Annotated in this window: 14 protein-coding genes; 12 read left to right on the top strand and 2 right to left on the bottom strand. The window is 71.9% G+C overall.

What is annotated here, in order from left to right; genetic code table 11:
• Nucleotides 1-89: 89 nt before the first annotated feature.
• The 4 genes from uvrA to FB454_RS25890 all read left to right on the top strand — a co-directional run bounded on the left by uvrA (nt 90) and on the right by FB454_RS25890 (nt 7,069).
• Nucleotides 90-3,032: an excinuclease ABC subunit UvrA gene (gene uvrA, locus FB454_RS25875; protein WP_145823674.1), complete on the top strand. Its 2,943-nt coding sequence runs from the start codon at nt 90-92 to the stop codon at nt 3,030-3,032.
• A gap of 118 nt (nt 3,033-3,150) precedes the next feature.
• Nucleotides 3,151-3,639, top strand: coding sequence for a Rieske (2Fe-2S) protein (locus FB454_RS25880; RefSeq protein ID WP_013287473.1), 489 nt, complete (start codon nt 3,151-3,153; stop codon nt 3,637-3,639).
• Between the two features lie 83 nt (nt 3,640-3,722).
• Nucleotides 3,723-5,675: an excinuclease ABC subunit UvrC gene (gene uvrC, locus FB454_RS25885; protein ID WP_145823675.1), complete on the top strand. Its 1,953-nt coding sequence runs from the start codon at nt 3,723-3,725 to the stop codon at nt 5,673-5,675.
• A gap of 740 nt (nt 5,676-6,415) precedes the next feature.
• On the top strand, nt 6,416-7,069 hold the full coding sequence (locus tag FB454_RS25890) for a C39 family peptidase (protein ID WP_145823676.1): 654 nt from the start codon (nt 6,416-6,418) through the stop codon (nt 7,067-7,069).
• Between the two features lie 159 nt (nt 7,070-7,228).
• Here the strand turns inward: FB454_RS25890 and recQ are convergent, their stop codons facing one another.
• Complete coding sequence (recQ, locus tag FB454_RS25895) at nt 7,229-9,085, bottom strand: DNA helicase RecQ (RefSeq protein ID WP_123111159.1); 1,857 nt, start codon at nt 9,083-9,085, stop codon at nt 7,229-7,231.
• A gap of 200 nt (nt 9,086-9,285) precedes the next feature.
• Between recQ and rapZ the strand changes: the two genes are divergently transcribed.
• The 8 genes from rapZ to FB454_RS25935 all read left to right on the top strand — a co-directional run bounded on the left by rapZ (nt 9,286) and on the right by FB454_RS25935 (nt 16,377).
• Nucleotides 9,286-10,197: an RNase adapter RapZ gene (gene rapZ, locus FB454_RS25900; protein ID WP_221488539.1), complete on the top strand. Its 912-nt coding sequence runs from the start codon at nt 9,286-9,288 to the stop codon at nt 10,195-10,197.
• Nucleotides 10,194-11,198 (top strand): gluconeogenesis factor YvcK family protein, encoded by a 1,005-nt coding sequence (locus FB454_RS25905; protein ID WP_013287468.1) that lies wholly within the window; start codon nt 10,194-10,196, stop codon nt 11,196-11,198. Before rapZ ends, FB454_RS25905 begins: the two co-directional genes overlap by 4 nt.
• 54 nt (nt 11,199-11,252) lie before the next feature.
• Nucleotides 11,253-12,233: a DNA-binding protein WhiA gene (gene whiA, locus FB454_RS25910; protein WP_013287467.1), complete on the top strand. Its 981-nt coding sequence runs from the start codon at nt 11,253-11,255 to the stop codon at nt 12,231-12,233.
• A 264-nt stretch (nt 12,234-12,497) separates the two neighbouring features.
• A complete protein-coding gene (gene gap / locus FB454_RS25915; RefSeq protein ID WP_071098392.1) occupies nt 12,498-13,502 on the top strand; it encodes a type I glyceraldehyde-3-phosphate dehydrogenase in 1,005 nt (334 codons plus the stop codon).
• 52 nt (nt 13,503-13,554) lie between these two features.
• A complete protein-coding gene (locus tag FB454_RS25920) occupies nt 13,555-14,754 on the top strand; it encodes a phosphoglycerate kinase (protein WP_071098394.1) in 1,200 nt (399 codons plus the stop codon).
• Nucleotides 14,755-15,546: a triose-phosphate isomerase gene (gene tpiA, locus FB454_RS25925; RefSeq protein ID WP_013287464.1), complete on the top strand. Its 792-nt coding sequence runs from the start codon at nt 14,755-14,757 to the stop codon at nt 15,544-15,546. It begins immediately after the preceding gene.
• Between the two features lie 95 nt (nt 15,547-15,641).
• Nucleotides 15,642-15,902 carry a preprotein translocase subunit SecG gene (gene secG / locus FB454_RS25930; RefSeq protein ID WP_013287463.1) on the top strand — a complete coding sequence of 87 codons (261 nt, stop codon included), beginning with the start codon at nt 15,642-15,644 and terminating at the stop codon, nt 15,900-15,902.
• Between the two features lie 130 nt (nt 15,903-16,032).
• On the top strand, nt 16,033-16,377 hold the full coding sequence (locus tag FB454_RS25935; protein ID WP_013287462.1) for an RNA polymerase-binding protein RbpA: 345 nt from the start codon (nt 16,033-16,035) through the stop codon (nt 16,375-16,377).
• A 66-nt stretch (nt 16,378-16,443) separates the two neighbouring features.
• Here the strand turns inward: FB454_RS25935 and pgl are convergent, their stop codons facing one another.
• Nucleotides 16,444-17,214, bottom strand: coding sequence for a 6-phosphogluconolactonase (gene pgl / locus FB454_RS25940; protein WP_145823677.1), 771 nt, complete (start codon nt 17,212-17,214; stop codon nt 16,444-16,446).
• Nucleotides 17,215-17,259: the final 45 nt, after the last annotated feature.

Raw genomic sequence — 17,259 nt, forward strand, 5'->3', positions numbered from 1 at the left:
TCTGCGCCCGACAACCTGTGAAAACCACCCAGACCCGGCGTCTGGTGCACAGATCCGCCTCATATTCTTCTTCCGGGAGCACACGCACCGTGGCCGACCGACTGATCATCCGTGGCGCGCGCGAGCACAACCTGCGTGACGTCAGTCTCGACCTGCCCCGGGACGCCCTGATCGTCTTCACCGGGCTCTCCGGTTCGGGCAAGTCGAGCCTGGCGTTCGACACCATCTTCGCCGAGGGCCAGCGCCGCTACGTCGAGTCGCTGTCGTCGTACGCCCGGCAGTTCCTCGGCCAGATGGACAAGCCCGACGTCGACTTCATCGAGGGCCTCAGTCCCGCCGTCTCCATCGACCAGAAGTCCACCTCGCGCAACCCGCGCTCCACCGTCGGCACGATCACCGAGGTCTACGACTACCTCCGCCTGCTGTTCGCCCGCATCGGCGAGCCGCACTGCCCGATCTGCGGCGAGCGGATCTCCAAGCAGAGCCCGCAGCAGATCGTCGACCGCGTCCTGGCCATGGCCGAGGGCACCCGGTTCCTGGTGCTCGCGCCGGTGGTGCGCGGCCGCAAGGGCGAGTACGTCGACCTGTTCGCCGAACTCCAGGCCAAGGGCTACGCCCGCGCCCGGGTCGACGGCGTGGTGCACCCGCTGACCGAGCCGCCGAAGCTCAAGAAGCAGGAGAAGCACACCATCGAGGTGGTGATCGACCGGCTCAGCGTCAAGCCGAGTGCCAAGCAACGGCTGACCGACTCGGTCGAGGCCGCGCTCGGCCTGTCCGGCGGCCTGGTGCTGCTCGACTTCGTCGACCTGCCGGAGGACGACCCGGCCCGGGAGCGCCGCTACTCCGAGCACCTGGCCTGCCCGAACGACCACCCCCTCGCGATCGAGGATCTGGAACCCCGCGTCTTCTCCTTCAACGCCCCGTACGGCGCCTGCCCGGAGTGCACCGGCCTCGGCACCAAGAAGGAGGTGGACCCCGAGCTGGTCATCCCCGACCCGGAGCGCACGCTGCGCGAGGGCGCGATCCAGCCCTGGGCCACCGGCCACAACCTCGAATACTTCCTGCGGCTGCTGGAGGCGCTCGGCGAGGCCGAGCACTTCGACATCGACACCCCGTGGCGGGCGCTGCCGTCGCGGGCGCAGAAGACGATCCTGCACGGCTCCGACGACCAGGTGCACGTGCGCTACCGCAACAAGTACGGCCGCGAGCGCTCCTACTACACCGGCTTCGAGGGCGTGGTGCAGTGGATCGAGCGGCGGCACACCGACACCGAGTCGGAGTGGTCCCGGGACAAGTACGAGGGCTACATGCGGGACGTGCCCTGCGCGGCCTGCGGCGGCACCCGGCTCAAGCCGGAGGTGCTCGCGGTCACCCTGGCGGGCAAGAGCATCGCCGAGGTCTGCAACCTCTCCGTCGGCGAGGCGGCCGACCTGCTCGCCGGCATCGAGCTGACCGACCGGCAGAAGATGATCGCCGAGCGGGTCCTCAAGGAGATCAACGCCCGGCTGAAGTTCCTGCTCGACGTCGGTCTGGACTACCTCTCGCTGGACCGCCCGGCCGGCACGCTCTCCGGCGGTGAGGCCCAGCGCATCCGGCTGGCCACCCAGATCGGCTCCGGCCTGGTCGGCGTGCTCTACGTGCTCGACGAGCCGTCGATCGGCCTGCACCAGCGCGACAACCACCGGCTCATCGAGACGCTGCTGCGGCTGCGCGGCCTGGGCAACACGCTGATCGTGGTCGAGCACGACGAGGACACCATCCGGGTGGCGGACTGGATCGTCGACATCGGCCCGGGCGCGGGCGAGCACGGCGGCAAGATCGTGCACAGCGGGTCGGTGCCGGCGCTGCTGGACAACACCGAGTCGGTCACCGGGGCGTACCTGGCCGGGCGGAAGGCCATCCCGACGCCGGCCGCCCGCCGGCCGCAGACCCCGGGGCGCGAGCTGGTGGTGCACGGCGCGCGCGAGCACAACCTGCGCAACCTCACCGTGAGCTTCCCGCTCGGCCAGCTCATCGCGGTCACCGGCGTCAGCGGCTCGGGCAAGTCGACGCTCGTCAACGACATCCTCTACACCGTGCTCGCCAACCAGATCAACGGCGCCCGGCTGGTGCCCGGCCGGCACACCCGGATCACCGGCCTGGAGAACGTGGACAAGGTCGTCGGCGTGGACCAGTCGCCGATCGGGCGGACGCCGCGCTCCAACCCCGCCACGTACACCGGTGTCTGGGACCACATCCGCAAGCTGTTCGCCGAGACCACCGAGGCCAAGGTCCGGGGGTACGGCCCGGGCCGGTTCTCGTTCAATGTCAAGGGCGGGCGCTGCGAGGCGTGCTCCGGTGACGGCACGATCAAGATCGAGATGAACTTCCTGCCGGACGTCTACGTCCCCTGCGAGGTGTGCAAGGGCGCGCGCTACAACCGCGAGACGCTCGAGGTGCACTACAAGGGCAAGACGGTCGCCGAGGTGCTGGACATGCCGATCGAGGAGGCGGCCGAGTTCTTCTCCGCCATCCCGGCCATCCACCGGCACCTCAGGACGCTCGTCGACGTCGGCCTCGGCTACGTCCGCCTCGGCCAGCCCGCTCCGACGCTGTCCGGCGGTGAGGCGCAGCGCGTCAAGCTCGCCTCCGAACTCCAGAAGCGCTCCACCGGCCGCACCGTCTACGTGCTCGACGAGCCCACCACCGGCCTGCACTTCGAGGACATCCGCAAGCTGCTGATGGTGCTGGAGGGCCTGGTCGACAAGGGCAACACGGTCATCACCATCGAGCACAACCTCGACGTGATCAAGACGGCCGACTGGCTCATCGACATGGGCCCCGAGGGCGGCCACCGGGGCGGCACCGTGCTCGCCACCGGCACGCCGGAGGAGGTCGCCGAGGTGCCGGAGAGCCACACCGGGCAGTTCCTGCGGCCGATCCTCAAGCTCGACGGCGAGGCCAAGGGCGCCAAGGCGGCCACCACCCGGGCGGCCAAGGCCAACGGCAGCGCCAAGACGCGGACCCGCAAGGTCCCCGCCGGGGCGCGCTGACCCATCCGGTACGCGTTTTCGCAGGCCGGGCCGTCGGTGCCCGGTCTGTGACGCGCCAGTATGAACCGTGCCCCACGCTGGTGCGTGTTTCCGCAGTAAGCCGAGAGAAAGGCCGGATATGAGTGATGATCAGGCGCTGACCCGACCGGTCACCCAGAGCCGCCGTACCCTGCTCACCGGAGCCGGAGCGATCGGCGCGGCCGTGGTGCTCGCGGGCTGCGGCAGCGACGACGACGCGTCCCCGGGCCTCGCACCGACCAGCGGCGGCCCGCCCGGTGCCACCGCGACCGGCGACGCCGGCGGCGGCGACCGGGACGGCGGCAGCGCGCTGGCGCGCACCTCGGACATCCCGGTGGGCGGCGGCGCCGTCTTCGCCAGCCAGGGCGTGGTGATCACCCAGCCCGAGGCCGGCCAGTTCAAGGCGTTCGACCCGATCTGCACGCACCAGCGCTGCCCGGTGTCGAACGTCGACGGCGGCACGATCAACTGCACGTGCCACAACAGCCGGTTCTCGATCGTCGACGGCTCGGTCAAGGGCGGCCCGGCCACCAAGCCGCTCGCGGCGAAGGAGATCAAGGTCGACGGCGACCAGATCACGCTGGCCTGACCCGTTCCGCGCCCCCGCCGGCCGGTCGTCGGCGGGGGCGCGGTGACGGTCGCGTGTCAGGGGTGCGGACTAGGCTTGACGCCGTGGCTGACCCCTCGACCTACCGTCCCGCGCCCGGCACCATCCCGGAGTCGCCAGGGGTCTACCGCTTCCGCGACGGCACCGGCCGGGTGATCTACGTCGGCAAGGCGCGCAACCTGCGCAGCCGGCTCAACTCCTACTTCGCCGACCCGGTCGGCCTGCACCAGCGCACCCGGCAGATGGTGTTCACCGCCGAGTCGGTCGACTGGATCACCGTCGCCACCGAGGTCGAGGCGCTCCAGCAGGAATACACCTGGATCAAGCAGTACGACCCCCGGTTCAACGTCCGCTACCGCGACGACAAGTCGTACCCCTACCTCGCGGTCACGCTCGACGAGGAATACCCCCGGTTGCAGGTGATGCGCGGCGTGAAGCGCAAGGGTGTGCGCTACTTCGGGCCGTACTCCCACGCCTGGGCCATCCGCGAGACGCTCGACCTGCTGCTGCGGGTCTTCCCGGCGCGGACCTGCTCGTCCGGGGTGTTCAAGCGGGCCGGCCAGGTCGGCCGGCCCTGCCTGCTCGGCTACATCGGCAAGTGCTCGGCGCCGTGCGTCGGCAGCGTCACCGCAGAACAGCACCGGGAGATCGTCGACGGCTTCTGCGACTTCATGGCCGGCCGCACCGACAGCATGGTCCGGCGGCTGGAGAAGGAGATGCTCGACGCCAGCGAGCAGCTGGAGTTCGAGCGGGCCGCCCGGCTGCGCGACGACGTCGCGGCGCTGCGCCGGGCGATGGAGAAGCAGACGGTGGTGCTCGGCGACGGCACCGACGCCGACGTGGTCGCGTTCGCCGACGACCCGCTCGAAGCCGCCGTGCAGGTCTTCCACGTCCGCGGCGGCCGGGTGCGCGGCCAGCGCGGCTGGGTGGTGGAGAAGACCGAGGAGCTGACCACCGGCGACCTCGTGCACCACTTCTGCACCCAGGTGTACGGCGGCGAGCAGGGCGAGGCCGACGTGCCCCGCGAGCTGCTCGTCCCCGAGCTACCGGGCGACGCCGACGCGCTCGCCGACTGGCTCACCGCCCGCCGGGGCAGCCGGGTGTCGCTGCGGGTGCCGCAGCGCGGCGACAAGCGGTCGCTGCTGGAGACCGTCGAGCGCAACGCCAGGGACGCGCTGGCCCGGCACAAGCTCAAGCGGGCCGGTGACCTGACGACCCGCAGCCAGGCGCTCGACGAGATCGCCGACGCGCTCGCCATGAACACCTCACCGCTGCGCATCGAGTGCTTCGACGTGTCCCAGATCCAGGGCACCGACGTGGTCGCCAGCATGGTCGTGTTCGAGGACGGGCTGCCCCGCAAGAGCGAATACCGCCGGTTCATCGTGCGCGGCGCCACCGACGACCTGTCGGCCATGTCCGGGGTGCTGCGGCGGCGCTTCGCCCGCTACCTCGACGCTCGCGCCGAGACCGGTGAGCTGGGCGAGGAGACCGCCTCCGACCCCGACCGGCCCGGCATCGACCCGACCACCGGGCGGCCGCGCAAGTTCGCGTACCCACCGCAGCTCGTCGTGGTCGACGGTGGTCCGCCCCAGGTCGCCGCCGCCGCGAAGGCGCTCGCCGAGCTGGGCATCGACGACGTGGCGCTGTGCGGGCTGGCGAAGCGGCTGGAGGAGGTCTGGCTGCCCGACGACGAGTTCCCGGTGATCCTGCCGCGCACCTCCGAGGCGCTCTACCTGCTGCAACGGGTCCGCGACGAGGCCCACCGCTTCGCCATCACGTTCCACAGGCAGCGGCGCTCCAAGCGGATGACCGAGTCGGCGCTGGACAACGTCCCCGGCCTCGGCGAGGTACGCCGCAAGGCGCTGCTGCGGCACTTCGGCTCACTGAAGCGGCTGTCGTCCGCCACCGTGGAGGAGATCACCGAGGTGCCCGGGGTGGGCCGGCGTACGGCCGAGGCGATCCTGGCCGCGCTGGACGGCTCCACCACCACCACCACCGAAGCCGCCCCCCGCCCCTGACCCGTTCCCCGCTCCTGCCCGTTCCTGCTCGCGCCCGTTGTCCGGCCCGCCGGCAACGCCCGAGTGGAACACCATGGGTGTCTCCGCCCGCATTTGACACCCATGACGTTCCACCGACGGTGCTGGTCCCGATGGGCGGAAGCATCGTCCCGCTTCCTGGGAGGGTTCCGTAGGTGGTTCGGTGCGGGTTGTGTCGCCACGCGAGGGCGGGTGACCCCCCGCCCCCCGCCCCCCGCCCTCCGCCCCCGTTCCGGCCCCGGCCCCGCCTTCCTCCGCGATCTTGCACTTTGGGCCCGTGGGATGCCCGTTTCGCGAGGCATGTCCGGCACCAAAGTGCAAGATCGCGCGCGGCAGGGGTGGATCTTGTTGCTGGGGCCCGTGATCTCGCGGATCCCCTCCCCGGCTGGTGGGTTTGGTAGGCGGTGTCCGGTTCGCTGCGATGGTCGGGGCTGTGGTCGGTGCCATCGTCAGCGTGGAATCGGTGGGCGGCGCGGGGCGTTGTACATGGCTGACCGCCGAGGAACCGGGTCGAGCGCCGGACACCGGCCCGCCCGGCACCCGGGAGCGGATCGCCAGGTCAGGGAATCGGCCCGGCCCGGTCGTCGTTACATCCCCGAGCCGCGGAGCAGGCCCCCAGGGTCGCCCGCGCGCCAGCCCGGTTTCGACGGGCCCCCCAAGACTTTCCCCCCTTTCGCGGCATCCCCCGCCGCGTCATCCCCCACTTCAGGGAGGCAACCATCATGGCTACCACTCTGCTGCGCAAGACCGTTCTGACCGCTGCCGGTATCGCCGCCACCGCCGGAGGCATCGCCGGCCCCGCGATCGCCGCCCACGCCGCCCCCACCACCAGCACCAGCGTGGTGGCGGACCGCAAGGGCCACGGCGAGCGGGAACTCGACGTCCGCTACGAAGCCCAGCCCAACTTCTACTTCTGCGGCCCCGCCGCCGCCCGCAACGCCCTGAGCGTGCAGGGCAAGAACATCGACGTACACACCATGGCCAAGGAGATGGGCACCACCGAGGCCGGCACCAACAGCATCAACGACATCACCCCCGTACTGAACAAGGAGACCGGCACCAAGGACGCCTACAAGTCGGTCGAGATCAGCACCCCCAAGGCCGACGACAAGCAGACCGACACCCTGCGCGCCGACATCGTCAAGACCGTCGACGCCGGCCGGGCCGTGGTCGCCAACATCGCCGGCACCGCCACCGACACCGACGGCACCACCCACTCATTCGAAGGCGGCCACTACATCAGCGTCATCGGCTACCGCGACAACGGCAACACCGTCACCATCGCCGACAGCGCCGACCCCACCACCGCCACCTACCGCATGAACATCGACAACCTCGCCGACTGGATCGCCACCCGCGGCTACAGCACCAGCTAAGCAACACCGCCGCGCCGATGGCTGCAGAGCAAGAAAACGCAGCCAACGCGGCCAGCACGACCTCACGGACCAGAGCACCACCGCGTGAACCCCAGCGAGGCCACAGCACACCGGAAGGGCCCGACCCCCACCACGGGGTCGGGCCCTTCCGTGCGTGCGTCAGGACTCGGCGAGGACGGCCAGGATCGCCTCGCCGTACTTGGCGAGCTTGTTCTCGCCGACCCCGTTGAACCGGGACAACTCGGCGAGGGAGGTGGGCGGCTCGGCGGCGATCTGCCGCAGGGTCGCGTCGTGGAAGATGACGTACGCTGGGACGCCCTGCTCCTTGGCGGTGGCCGCGCGCCACGCGCGGAGCCGCTCAAAGACCGGCGCGGCGGCGGGGGACAGGTCGGCGACGACGGTGGCAGCGCCCCGGGGTTTGGCGGACCGGCCGGCGGCCGGGCGCTCGGGCTCCTTGCGCAGCGTGACGGTACGGCGGCGGCCGAGCACGTCCGCGCTGGCCTCGGTCAGCGCCAGCGTGCCGTAGTCGCCCTCGACCGCGAGCAGACCCTCGGCCAGCAGTTGCCGCACCACCCCACGCCACTCGGCCTCGCGCAGCTCGGTGCCGATGCCGAACGTGCTGAGCGCGTCGTGGCCGTACTGGTCGATCTTGTCGGTGTGCTTGCCGAGCAGGATGTCGATGCTGTGCCCGGCGCCGAACCGCTGGTTGCGCTCGCGGTCGAGCCGGAAGACGGTGGACAGCAGCTTCTGCGCGGCGACGGTGCCGTCCCAGGACTCCGGTGGTTCGAGGCAGGTGTCGCAGTTGCCGCAGTCGGCCACGCCGGTCTCGCCGAAGTATTCGAGCAGTTGGGCGCGGCGGCAGCGGACCGTCTCGCAGAGCGCCAGCATGGCGTCCAGGTGGGCGGCGAGGTTGCGCCGGTGCGCCAGGTCGCCCTCCGACGTCTCGATCATCTTGCGCTGCTGCACGACGTCCTGGAGCCCGTACGCCAGCCAGGCCGTGGACGGCAGCCCGTCGCGCCCGGCGCGGCCGGTCTCCTGGTAGTAGCCCTCCACCGACTTCGGCAGGTCCAGGTGGGCGACGAAGCGCACGTCGGGCTTGTCGATGCCCATGCCGAACGCGATGGTGGCGACCATGACCAGACCGTCCTCGCGCAGGAAACGCTGCTGGTTGGCGGCGCGGGTCGAGGCGTCCAGCCCGGCGTGGTACGGCAGCGCGGGGATGCCGTTGGCGACCAGGAACTCGGCGGTCTTCTCCACCGAGGCGCGGGACAGGCAGTAGACGATGCCGGCGTCGCCGGAGTGCTCGTCGCGCAGCAGGCTGAGCAGCTGGCGGCGCGGCTCCCGCTTGGGCACGATGCGGTACTGGATGTTGGGCCGGTCGAAGCTGGCCACGAAGTGCCGGGCCTCGGTGAGCCGCAGCCGGGTGGCGATCTCGGTGCGGGTCGCCTGCGTCGCGGTGGCGGTCAGCGCGATCCGCGGCACGTCCGGCCAGCGTTCGTGCAGCATCGACAGGTTGAGGTAGTCGGGGCGGAAGTCGTGCCCCCACTGCGAGACGCAGTGCGCCTCGTCGATCGCGAACAACGCGATCCGGCCGCGTTCCAGCAGGCCGAGCGTGGACCGCACCGCGAGCCCTTCCGGGGCGAGGTAGAGCAGGTCCAGCTCGCCGGCGAGGTAGGCCGCCTCGACCCGGCGCCGCTGCGCGGGATCCTGGGTCGAGTTGAGGAACCCGGCCCGGACGCCGACCGCCGTCAGGGCGTCGACCTGGTCCTGCATGAGCGCGATAAGGGGGGAGACGACCACCGCCACACCGTCGCGGACCAGCGCGGGGATCTGGTAGCACAGCGACTTGCCGCCACCGGTGGGCATGAGCACCAGCGCGTCGCCGCCTGTCACCACGTGCTCGACGACCTCCTGCTGGAAGCCGCGGAAGGCGTCGTACCCGAAGACCCGGCGCAACACGTCGAGCGCGTCGCCGGCCGGTGGGGAGGTGGTCCGCTCGTCGGTGGGGGAGACCATCCGCGCAGTCTACGAGCGTCCCCCGACACCGACCGTCCCGGCGAGCCGTCACGAGCGCGGCGACTTGTTCCGGTCGTCACCCCGTGGAATCCCGGGCCGGGTCGCAGCCGTTAGAGTCGCTGATTGACCATGCGCGGCCGACCGGGCCGCGGCGCCACGGCTGGGGGTAGCGGGTGAGCGAGGCGCGTACAGCGGGTGACCTGGGGCCGACCGAGGCGGAGACGACGCCGGTGCGACCGGCGCCGGCCGAGTCGGACACCTCCCTGGTGGTGGTGACCGGCCTGTCCGGCGGCGGGCGCAGCACCGTGGCGCGGGCGCTGGAGAACGTCGGCTACTACGTGGTCGACAACCTGCCGCAGGCGCTGCTGCTGGACATGGCCGAGCTGGCGTTCAAGGCCGGTGGCGCGGCCCGGCGTACGGCGATGGTGCTGGACGTGCGCTCGCGCGCGTTCTCCACCGACCTGGCCGGGGCGATCCGTGAGCTGCGTGAGCGCGGCTTCCAGCCCCGGGTGGTCTTCGTCGACGCCGACGACGAGGTGCTGATCCGGCGGTTCGAGAGCGTGCGCCGCTCGCACCCGTTGCAGGGCGACGGGCGGCTGGCCGACGGCATCGCTGTCGAGCGGGCGCTGCTGGAGGAGGCCCGCGAGCAGGCCGACGTGATCATCGACACCAGCCACCTGAACGTGAACCAGTTGCGCCGCCGGGTCGAGGAGCTGTTCGGCGGCGAGGACGCCCGCCGGCTGCGGATCACCGTGATCTCGTTCGGCTTCAAGTACGGCCTGCCGCCGGACGCCGACTTCGTGATGGACGCCCGGTTCCTGCCGAACCCGTACTGGGTGCCGGAGCTGCGCGAGCACACCGGCCGCGAGGAGGCGGTCAGCGCGTACGTGCTGGGCCAGGAGGGCGCCGACGCGTTCGTGGCCGGGTACGCCGACCTGGTCAACGCCACCACCGCCGGGTTCGAGCGGGAGGGCAAGCGCTACCTGACCGTGGCGGTCGGCTGCACCGGCGGCAAGCACCGCAGCGTGGCCATCGCCGAGGAGCTGGCCTCCCGGCTGCGCCACTCCGGCATCGCCGCCAACGCCCAGCACCGGGACCTGGGGCGGGAGTGACCCTGACCAGGGTGGTCGCCTTCGGCGGCGGGCACGGGCTCTCGGCGTCGCTGCGGGCGCTGCGTCACTGCGTACCCGAACTGGACCTGGACATCACCGCGGTGGTCACCGTCGGTGACGACGGCGGCTCCAGCGGCCGGTTGCGCGCCGAGCGCGGCGGCCTGCCGCCGGGCGACCTGCGGCAGGCGCTCGTCGCGCTGGCCGGTGACCATCCGGCCACCCGGCGCAGCGCGGCGTTGTTCCAGCACCGCTTCGCCGCCGCCGTGCCGCAGGCGCCGACGCCGGCCGCGCCGGTGCCGGTCGCGGTCGGCGACTCGCTCGCCGGCCACGCGGTCGGCAACCTGCTGCTGCACGGGCTCACCGAGCTGCTCGGCGACCCGGTGGCCGCGCTCGACCACGCCGGGGCGATGCTCGGCGCGGTGGGGCGGGTGCTGCCGATGTCCCGCCAGCCGGTGGGCATCGAGGCCCGGGTCCGCGGCGCCGACCCGGAGCACCCGGACGAGGTGTCCACGGTGCGCGGCCAGCACCAGGTCGCGGTCACCCCGGGCACCGTCGAGTCGCTGCGGCTCAACCCGTCGGCGCCGGCCGCGTGCGCCGAGGCGGTGACAGCGGTACGCGCCGCGGACTGGCTGATCTTCGGGCCGGGCAGCTGGTACACGAGTGTGCTGCCGCACCTGCTGGTGCCGGGGCTGGCCGACGCGATCGTGTCCAGCCCGGCGCGGCGGCTGGTGACGCTCAACCTGGTGGCCGAGAAGGAGACCTCGGGGCTCTCCCTGCCCGACCATCTGGACACACTGCGGCGCTATCTGCCCGAGTTGAAGGTGGACCGGGTGCTCGCCGACTCCACGGCGGTGGGTGATCCCGCGGCGGTCGAACGTGCGGCAGAATCGCTGGGTGCCCGGCTGGTCCTCGCTCCCGTCGCCGTCCTGGACGGCACGCCCCGTCATGATCCAGCCGCCCTGGGCGCCGCGCTGGTGCCTGTCCTGCGCGCCGATCGTTAGACACGTACGTAATCACCGGCGACACGCCGGAACCGGTCCGTGAGGGGGCGCACTATGGCGATGACGGCTGCGGTCAAGGACGAGCTGAGTCGGGTCGACGTGCCCAAGCCCTGCTGTCGGCGGGCGGAGATGGCCGCCCTGCTGCGTTTCGCCGGCGGCCTGCACATCGTGTCGGGCCGCGTGGTGGTCGAGGCGGAGCTGGACACCGGCGCGGTCGCGCGCCGGCTGCGGCGGGAGATCGCCGAGGTGTACGGCTACTCCAGCGAGATCCACGTGCTCGCCTCCGGCGGGCTGCGCAAGGGCAGCCACTTCATCGTGCGGGTGGTCAAGGACGGCGAGGCGCTCGCCCGGCAGACCGGCCTGCTCGACGTGCGGGGCCGCCCGGTGCGCGGCCTGCCGCCGCACGTGGTGGCCGCGAACGTCTGCTGTGCCGTGTCGGCGTGGCGGGGCGCGTTCATGGCGCACGGCTCGCTCACGGAGCCGGGCCGCTCCAGCGCACTGGAGATCACCTGCCCCGGTCCGGAGTCGGCGCTGGCGCTCGTCGGCGCCGCCCGCCGGATCGGCATCACCGCCAAGAACCGCGAGGTGCGCGGCGTGGACCGGGTGGTGGTCAAGGACGGTGACGCGATCGCCGCGCTGCTCACCCGCATAGGCGCGCACTCCAGCGTGCTGGCCTGGGAGGAGCGGAGGGTACGCCGGGAGGTGCGCGCCACCGCGAACCGGCTGGCCAACTTCGACGACGCCAACCTGCGCCGTTCCGCCCGTGCCGCGGTGGCCGCCGCCGCCCGGGTGACCCGCGCGCTGGAGATCCTCGCCGACGACGCGCCGAACCACCTGACCTCGGCCGGACGGCTGCGCCTGGAGCACCGTCAGGCCTCGCTGGAGGAACTGGGCGCGCTCGCCGAGCCGCCGCTGACCAAGGACGCCATCGCCGGCCGGATCCGCCGGCTGCTCGCGCTGGCCGACAAGCGTGCCCGTGACCTGGGCATCCCGGATACGGAAGCGGCAGTCACGCCGGACATGCTCGTGGTCTGATAGGACTCGGGCGGCAGTGCACCGCGAGCGGGATCACCACCCGCCGCAGCGCGACGCCGCGCGCTCGGATATGGTCGCTGCGTACGGCAAGGGGGCCGGAACAGGCGCTCCTCGCCGTGCTCACCGCCTCGGGCGGTCAGGTCTCCGTGACCGCGGCGGGGTGGCCGAGATGACATGTCGACGGCCGGCTCCAACGGTCGGCGCACACACCTCCGCCGGCAGCGGTCTGGCGCCGGCGGACCAGAACGCGAGGAGATGGGACCTGTGACCATCCGGGTTGGCATCAACGGCTTCGGCCGGATCGGCCGCAACTTCTTCCGGGCAGTGCTGGCGTCCGGCGCTGACATCGAGGTCGTGGCGGTCAACGACCTGACCGACAACGCGACGCTCGCCCACCTTGTCAAGTACGACAGCATCCTGGGCCGCCTCCCGCACGAGGTGAAGGCCACCGCCGACGAGATCACCGTGGGCGGCAAGACCATCAAGGCGTACGCCGAGAAGGACCCGGCGAAGCTGCCGTGGGGCGAGGCCGGCGCCGACGTGGTCATCGAGTCCACCGGCTTCTTCACCGACGGCACCAAGGCGAAGGCGCACCTCGACGGCGGGGCCAAGAAGGTCATCATCTCCGCTCCGGCGAAGAACGAGGACGTCACAGTGGTCATGGGTGTCAACCAGGACCAGTACGACCCGGCCAAGCACAACATCATCTCGAACGCCTCCTGCACCACCAACTGCCTCGCGCCGATGGCGAAGGTCCTGCAGGACACGTTCGGCATCAAGCAGGGTCTGATGACCACCATCCACGCGTACACGCAGGACCAGAACCTGCAGGACGCGCCGCACAAGGACCTGCGCCGGGCCCGGGCCGCCGCGCTCAACATCGTGCCGACTTCGACCGGTGCCGCGAAGGCCATCGGCCTGGTCCTGCCGGAGCTCAAGGGCAAGCTGGACGGCTACGCGCTGCGCGTGCCGATCCCGACCGGCTCGGCCACCGACCTGACCGTCGAGGTCGGCCGGGAGACCACTGTGGACGAGGTGAACGCCGCGCTCAAGGCCGCCGCCGAGGGCCCGCTGCGGGGCATCCTCACCTACAACGAGGACCCGATCGTCTCCGCCGACATCGTGACCGACCCGGCGTCGTGCATCTTCGACGCGCCGCTGACCAAGGTGATCGGCAACCAGGTCAAGGTCGTCGGCTGGTACGACAACGAGTGGGGCTACTCGAACCGCCTGGTCGACCTGGTCAAGCTGGTCGGTCAGTCCCTGTGAGTGCGAGGAGCGAGCTTGCGAGCCCCGCAGTCACGAACGGAGGGCTAGCTCTGTGACGATCCGCAACCTCGACGACCTGCTCGCCGAGGGGGTGTCGGGTCGGCGCGTGCTGGTGCGCGCCGACCTGAACGTCCCGCTCGACAAGCAGACCGGGGACATCACTGACGACGGCCGGATCCGGGCCGTCCTGCCGACGCTGAGCGCGCTGGTGCAGGCCGGCGCGAAGGTGGTCGTCTGCTCGCACCTGGGCCGCCCGAAGGGCGCGCCGGACCCGCAGTTCAGCCTCCGCCCGGTCGCCGGGCGGCTCGGTGAGCTGCTCGGTGCCCCGGTGCACTTCGCCGAGGACACCGTCGGCGACTCGGCGCGGTCCACCGTGGCCGACCTGGCCGACGGCCAGGTCGCGCTGCTGGAGAACCTGCGCTTCAACAAGGGCGAGACCAGCAAGGACGACGCCGAGCGGGGCGCGTTCGCCGACCAGCTCGCGGCGTTCGGCGACGCCTACGTGGACGACGCGTTCGGCGCGGTGCACCGCAAGCACGCCAGCGTGCACGACGTACCGGCCCGGCTGCCGCATTACGCGGGCCGGCTGGTGCTGCGCGAGGTCGAGGTGCTCAGCCGCCTCACCGGCGAGCCGGAGCGGCCGTACGTGGTGGTGCTGGGCGGCTCGAAGGTCTCGGACAAGCTCGCAGTGATCGAGGCGCTGCTGCCGACCGTGGACCGGCTGCTCATCGGCGGCGGGATGTGCTTCACCTTCCTCAAGGCCCAGGGCCACGAGGTGGGCACGTCGCTGCTGGAGAAGGACATGGTCGAGACCTGCCGCAACCTGATGGAGCGCGCGCCGGGCAAGATCATGCTCCCGGTCGACGTGGTGGTCGCCGACGCGTTCGCGCCGGACGCCGCGCACGACACCGTGCCCGCCGACGGCATCCCGAGTCACCGGCTGGGCCTGGACATCGGCCCGGAGACGGTGGCCGGTTTCGCCGCCGCGCTGTCGCAGGCGAAGACCGTCTTCTGGAACGGCCCGATGGGCGTGTTCGAGATGGCGGCGTTCGCCAACGGCACCCGCGGCGTGGCCGAGGCGATCACCAAGGCCGACGCGTTCAGCGTGGTCGGCGGCGGCGACTCGGCCGCGGCGGTGCGCGCGCTGGGCCTGGACGAGTCCTCGTTCGGGCACATCTCCACCGGTGGTGGCGCCTCCCTGGAATACCTGGAGGGCAAGACCCTCCCCGGCATCGCGGCCCTGGAGAACTGAATGGCGAGCACGACCCGCCGGCCGCTGATGGCCGGCAACTGGAAGATGAACCTGAACCACCTCGAGGCCAACCTGCTGGTGCAGAAGCTGGCCGCGAGCCTGAACGAGAAGCAGCTCACCGACGTCGAGTGCGTGGTGCTGCCGCCCTTCACCGACCTGCGTACCGTGCAGACCGCCGTGGACGGCGACAAGCTGCTGATCGGCTACGGCGCGCAGGACCTGTCGCCGCACCCGTCCGGCGCGTACACCGGTGACATCGCCGGGCCGATGCTCGCCAAGCTGGGCTGCGGCTACGTGGTGGTCGGGCACTCCGAGCGGCGGCAGTACCACAACGAGGACGACGCGCTCGTCAACGCGAAGGTGTCGGCGGCGCTGGCGAACGGGCTCACCCCGATCCTCTGCATCGGTGAGGGCCTGGAGGTCCGGGAGCAGTCGGGTCAGGTACGGCACTGCTGCGACCAGCTCGACGGCGCGCTGAAGGGGCTCACCGCCGAGCAGGTCACCAAGGTCGTCGTGGCGTACGAGCCGGTCTGGGCGATCGGCACCGGCAAGACGGCGACCCCGGACGACGCCCAGGAGGTCTGCGGCGCGGTGCGCAAGCGCATCGCCGAGACCTACGACGAGGGCACCGCCGAGCAGGTCCGGATCCTGTACGGCGGGTCGGTCAAGGCGTCGAACGTCGCCGCGATCATGGCGCAGCCGGACGTGGACGGGGCTCTGGTCGGGGGCGCCAGCCTGGACGCGGAGGAGTTCGCGCAGATCTGCCGGTTCCCGGAGCACATCACCCGCTGATCGCTCGCTATCCTTGACGCTGCCCGTCCACCGGTCGGTGCCGCCGTGCCCGACAGGTCCGGGCAGTGATCGCAACGAGAGGACTGACCCCCGCCATGCCGATCTGGTTCGCCTACACGATGATCGTGTTGCTGGTCATCACGAGCGTCCTGCTCACCCTGCTGATCCTCCTGCACCGCGGCAAGGGCGGCGGGTTGTCGAGCATGTTCGGCGGCGGCGTCAGCTCCAGCCTGGCCGGTTCGTCGGTGGCCGAGAAGAACCTCGACCGCTACACCGTTCTGGTGGGAATCGTCTGGTTCGCGTGCATCGTCGGGCTTGGGCTCTGGCTGCGGCTGCAGATGGCCAGCGGCACCTGAGCCGACGCTGAGAAGCGTACAATCTGCGCGCGGTCCGTCACGGACCGCGCGCAGTTTTGTTTCTCCGCACGTCGCCCGTCGCCCACCCCCTCCGGCGGCGGTCCCCTCCGACGACAGGGAGCGAGCAACCGTGCCCAGCAACAACGTCATCCGCGGCACCCGGATCGGGTCCGCCCCCGAGCGGTTCGACCAGCGGGTCGAGCCCGCGCCGCGCCGGCCGGTCGTCTACTGGTGCCGCCACGGGCACCGCGTCGAGTTCCTGATCGCCGCCGAGGCGGAGACGCCCGCCGCCTGGGAGTGCCCCCGCTGCGGCGAGCCGGCCGGCCCCGACCCGGGCGACCCGCCGGGCCGCCAGCGCGCCGAGCCGTACAAGACCCACCTGGCGTACGTGCAGGAGCGGCGTACGCCGGAGGAGGGGGAGGCGCTGCTCGCCGAGGCCCTCGACGCGCTGCGGCGTCGCCGCGGTCGCGCCTGACCCGAGGTGTTAAGGAGGGGCCCCTTCTCTACCGGAGACGTTAAGAAGGGGCCCTTCCTTACATGCTCAGCGCAGGCTGCGCAGCCGCGGCGGCACGCTGGCCGCAGCGGCCCGGTCGAGGAGCCAGAGGGTACGGGAGACGCCCCGCACCCCGGCGGCAGGCAGCTGCACCGGCCCGGCCCCGGCCAGCGCCATGCCCACCGCCCCGGCCTTGTCCGTCCCGGCGGCGATCAGCCAGACCTCCTCGGCCGTGTTGATGGTCGGGAGCGTCAGCGTGGTCCGCACCGGCGGCGGCTTCGGGCTGCCCCGCACGGCGCTGACCGGCCGGTTGTCGTGGTGCACCGGGTGCTCCGGGAACACCGACGCGACGTGCCCGTCCTCGCCGACGCCGAGCATCAGCACGTCGAAGTGCGGCACCACCGCGTTCCCGGGCCGGGCCGCGGCGGCCAGCTCCCGCGCGTACCCGGCGGCAGCCGCCTCCGGGTCGTCACCGGCCGGACCGTCCGACGCCGGCATCGGGTGCACCCGGGCCGGGTCGAGCGGCACCGTGTCCAGCAGCGCCGCCCGTGCCTGCGTCTCGTTACGCTCCGGGTCGCCGCCGGGCAGGAACCGCTCGTCGCCCCACCACACGTCGACCCGGGACCAGTCGACGGCGTCCCGGGCGGGCAGCTGCCCGACCGCCCGGTACACCGCCGCGGCGATCCGCCCGCCGGTCAGCACCACCGACGCCTGGCCGCGCTCGGCCTGCGCGTCGAGCAGCTTCACCACCAACCGGGCCGCCACCGCCTGCGCCAGCAGGTCGGGGTCGGCGTGTACGGCGACACTCGCCTCAGTCATCCGTCGAGCCCTCGTGTTCCGACCGCCCACCGGCGGTCACCTGTG

The organism is Micromonospora sp. CNZ297, from assembly GCF_007827625.1.